The following is a 4,432-nucleotide window of genomic DNA, read 5'->3' as shown; positions in this document are numbered from 1 at the left end:
AGTTTTATTTACACTCTCTTTAAAACATTTGAAAAATAAACAAATTGCTTAACAAAAGGCCTATAAATTCCACAATAAATGTTCTCTTTATTAAACGTTATTTTATAATTTCTTTTAACTAAGTCTTTAAATTGCCTGTTCCAGCTAATCTTTGTTGAATCATAGGATAAAAAATCATTGATATTTAATTGGCTGTTTTTCTTTATCTCTTTCGAGTATTTATCTCTTTCAATATTAAAATAATCAATAGTTTTTGTAATATTATTCTTAATGTTACTTTTTAAAAAATTATAGCACCATGCATCTCTGCAGCTTGCAAGCCCTCTGCTATAATATGGTAAGAAGAAAGTATTCTTCGATAAGTTGTTTTTATCTCCTAATGTGATAAAATTTTCAAAAGCTTTCTTCCTTTGACTTATCCAATCCCCATATTTGTTAGGTTTAAGAGTTTTCCATTTAATCTCTGGATTTGAAACTGACTGAAAATCATTGACAATAGATAGTTTTTCTTCCCTGTTTAGATAATCACCAATATCGTAATAATGAATGGTTGCTTTTTCCTGTTTTATTCCAGGATTTTGGACAAGAAGAGTTATCGAAATTGGCGTTCGTGAACCACCTCCAAAAACATTTCCGGCTTCTTTTCTTCTCAATTCTCCCTGTGTCCTTGCATTTCCTCTTGTATTAAACACATAAATTGATGAAAACTCCCTTTCAAGGCATTTCCTAAAACCATCCTGCGCATTGCCGTCAATCCACGCTCCGTTGGAAACAAAACAAATGATTCCGCCGTTTTCTTTCTCAAGTCGGTCTGAAGCCCATCTAAATGCTTTGATATATGAATCATACAAAGAATTCTTATTTGTAGCAGATGTTTCTTTTGCATACGTTACTGATATCCGTTTGTCCAATTTTAAATATGGTTGATTCTGAGCATTGTCGTTTGCTGATCTTTGACCTACCGAATACGGTGGATTTCCAATAATTACACGAATCGGGGCTTTTTTCTGTGCGGCTACACGTTCGGAGTTCTGGGGAAACATTTCCGAAAAAAGTTGTTCGCTTTCGGGTGTTTCACCGAGTTGGAATGTATCAGTTAAGACAATACCGTCAAAAGGAGTATAATTTTCTTTGCCAATACCATCATTGGGGTCAGGCGTTGCATCGTGATAAGCGTTTTCGATATTCACAGTTGCAATGTAATAAGCGAGTAAAACAATTTCGTTAGCGTGAAGTTCTTTAGTGTATTTCCGCTTTAGGTCTTTTTTGTCTATCAATCCGCTCTGCAAAAGCCTTGTTATGAATGTTCCTGTTCCGGTAAAAGGATCGAGGATGTGAATGTTTTCGTCAGAAAGGCTTCTTCCAAATTCTTTTTTGAGAACATCATTTACCGAGTTGATAATGAAATCTACCAATTCGACAGGTGTATATACTATGCCGAGTCTTTCGACCATTTTTGGGAAAGCGGTTTTGAAGAATTTATCGTATAACTCGATGATAATTCTTTGCCTTCCCTCGGCGTTGTCAATTCCGGAAGCTCTTTTTCGGACTGATTCATAGAATTTATCGAGCATTGCAGTGTCTTTTTCTAGGGCTTGCGCTTCAAGGAGATCGAGCATTTTCTGCATTGAAATTGAAATCGCGTTGCTTTTGACGAACGTATACCCTTCAAACAACGCTTCAAAAACTGGTTTGGTGATAATGTGCTGTGAAAGCATTTCAATTGCTTCCTGCCCGGTTATACTGGGATTTATGTTCTTTTGAAGACCTGCCAAAAAATTCTCAAACGCCTGTCTGTGAGAGCCCTGCTTTTTTATCAGATTGCCGATTCTTTCGATTTGCTTTTCAGCGATTTCTGCGACGCTTTTAGCCCATTGCTCCCAATACCGTCTGTCCCCGACTTTTTGAACCATTCTCGCAAAAATAACGCTCTGAAGCTTTTCAAACTGGAGATAAAGCTGTTCGTTTATTTTTGAGTCATATTTGGATCTTTCGCTGTCCCTGACGGACAGGACAGGCTCGCCGTCGTCGTCGAATGTGTATTCTGTTCTGCCAATCAATATCTGTTTTGGGCGTTTTTTGTTCAACTCGATTTTATTGACGGTGGCGTTGAACCTGTCGTCATGAGCCCTGAGTGCGTTCAAAACCATCCATACAACTTTGTATCTTTCGTTATCGTTCAATGCAATTTCAGGTTCAACATTTGAAGGCACCAGAACAGGAATAATTATGTATCCGTAGTTTTTTCCGGGCGATTTGCGCATCACACGTCCAACCGACTGGACAACATCAATCTGCGAGTTTCTTGCAGATAAAAACATGACAGCGTCAAGAGAAGGGACATCTACGCCTTCGCTGAGACATCTTACATTGGTCAATATCCGGCATTCACCTTTTTGGTCTTCTTTCAACCAACTCAGTAGGTCGTTTCTTTCAGGAGCTGACATTGTCCCGTCTATATGTTTTGAAGAGACGTTGACCATTTTGTCTTTTTTATCTTGCGGCAGTGAATCAATGTAGATATCTGTCGCAGTGTTGAATGTTTCGGTGATTTTTTTGGAAATGACGATTTTTTGGCAGAAAGCTACAGCACGCTTCATAGGTTCGGGGTCGCTTTCTTTAATCACACCGTCGTCTCCGAGAATCTGCTTTGACAAAGCGTTAATACAGCCTATAAGTTTTGAAGCGTCATCAGTGTTTATTTCACTTTCTTTGTCGGTGATCATTTTTTGGATGGCAGGGGGGACATCGTTTTCATTGAGGGTCAGAATCAGCACTTTATAGTCAGTCAAAAGATTTCTTTCAACGGATTCGCCAAAACCGATTCTGTAAATTTCTTCACCATACATGGAAGTGTCGTCCATTGAACAGAGTATGGCCTCGGCCTGCGCTGCTTTGCTCTTAGCGTCATCGCTGTAAAGACGAGGCGTAGCGGTCATGTAAAGGCGCTTTTTGGCTTTTATGTATTTATCGTCGTGAACTCTTATGAAAGCTGATGAATCTTCGTCTGTCAGGGCAACGCCTGTCGTCCTGTGGGCTTCGTCGCAGACGATAAGGTCGAATTCCCTGAATCCGTTTTTACCCTTCATCATCGTTTTCTGTGCTTTTGAGATGACATCTATGGACTGGTATGTCGAAAAAACTACATTCATTTGGGATGGTTTTATCTTTTTCAGTTGTTTTACAATGTCTTTGGCGTTCGTGGTCGCAGGCAGAGCCAGATCTACTGAGCTGTAACTGTCAATCTCATCCATTTTTGATTTTTTTCTTGAAACTTCCGGATCTGAACAGATACATATCGCGTTTATCGGTTTTGAGGCTTCTTCAGACCATTCCCTCAATATTTGACTCATAAGAGCTATTGAAGGGACAAAAAAGAGTATAAGGCCTTTCCCTTTAGTTTCTTTTTCGACGATTTTAAGAGAAACAAATGTCTTGCCCGTTCCGCAAGCCATAATCAATTTGCCGCGATCATATTTTTTGAAATATAGATGAGCTTTTTCCACTGCTTCATTCTGATGGAGTTTTAACGTTTTCTTTTGTATTCGTGAATCTTCGCCTGAAATGCCTTTTTCGATCTTTTCCCAATCTACAGATGCGACCTGTAAATCATTCAGATTTAGTCTTGTTAGGGGCGGATTCTGGTTTTGAATTGCCAATGTCGCATTGGAATTCCATTTGTTTGTCGTTGAAATCCAAAGCCTGTTAGAAAATGCTACTTTCTTTTTATTGTCATCTTGGAAAACTTTGCTTGATGTAGATAAAAATGTATCAACTGCCGGTTTGTCGATCACGGCATTTTCCTGAAAACATTTGCACTGAATAGCCCAATAATCGTTTTCGGATGTTTTGGCTACAAGGTCTATTCCTGTATCGTTTCCTCCGAAATCTTTTCTGTAAGGAAATTCGTTCCACAGCCATATTTTTGTAAACAAATTTGAATATATGGGGTCGGTTTGAAGATATGCCTTCATCAGTCTTTCAAAACGCTGACCTTTGTCGGCTTCGGAGAAGGAAATTTTTCTGTATTTTTCGAGGATTTTGTTAAAGGTCATAATTGGGATTATTAATCATAGTATATATTCCATTACCCATTATGACTATTTAATATCACTAAAGTTTTTTATTTACAACGTAATTAATTGTAAAAAATGTGGAATCATTTGTGGTAAAAATTTTCATGTTTACTAAATCCAGAAGATACAAGAACAAAAGATATCCGCTGCGTATCGAGTGATTTCAAATAGAGCATACAAAGAGCCGAAACAAAGGCAAATGTCTTCATGTCCGCCTCTTTGAGATAACTACGCAACGTTTTCTGATTTTCCAATGATTATGATGATTTGGGATTTTCTAAAAAAAACAGGAGAAAAGACTGCCTCCAGTACCGGATCGAGATTTGCTTTATTTTTGAAATCAATATATTATTTTT

1 protein-coding gene is annotated in these 4,432 nt (G+C 38.0%); it reads right to left on the bottom strand.

Going from position 1 to position 4,432, the window contains the following annotated elements:
- Positions 1-8: 8 nt before the first annotated feature.
- On the bottom strand, positions 9-4,055 hold the full coding sequence (locus tag JXA84_06110; GenBank protein ID MBN1150777.1) for a DEAD/DEAH box helicase: 4,047 nt from the start codon (positions 4,053-4,055) through the stop codon (positions 9-11).
- Positions 4,056-4,432 lie beyond the last annotated feature (377 nt).

This window comes from candidate division WOR-3 bacterium, from assembly GCA_016926475.1.
GTDB lineage: Bacteria > SDB-A > SDB-A > SDB-A > SDB-A > JAFGIG01.
This window is presented reverse-complemented; position numbering and strand designations above follow the sequence as displayed.

Excerpts from the sequence above, each read along its gene's own strand:
- JXA84_06110 (MBN1150777.1), bottom strand. The coding sequence starts at position 4,055 with ATGACCTTTAACAAAATCCTCGAAAAATACAGAAAAATTTCCTTCTCC.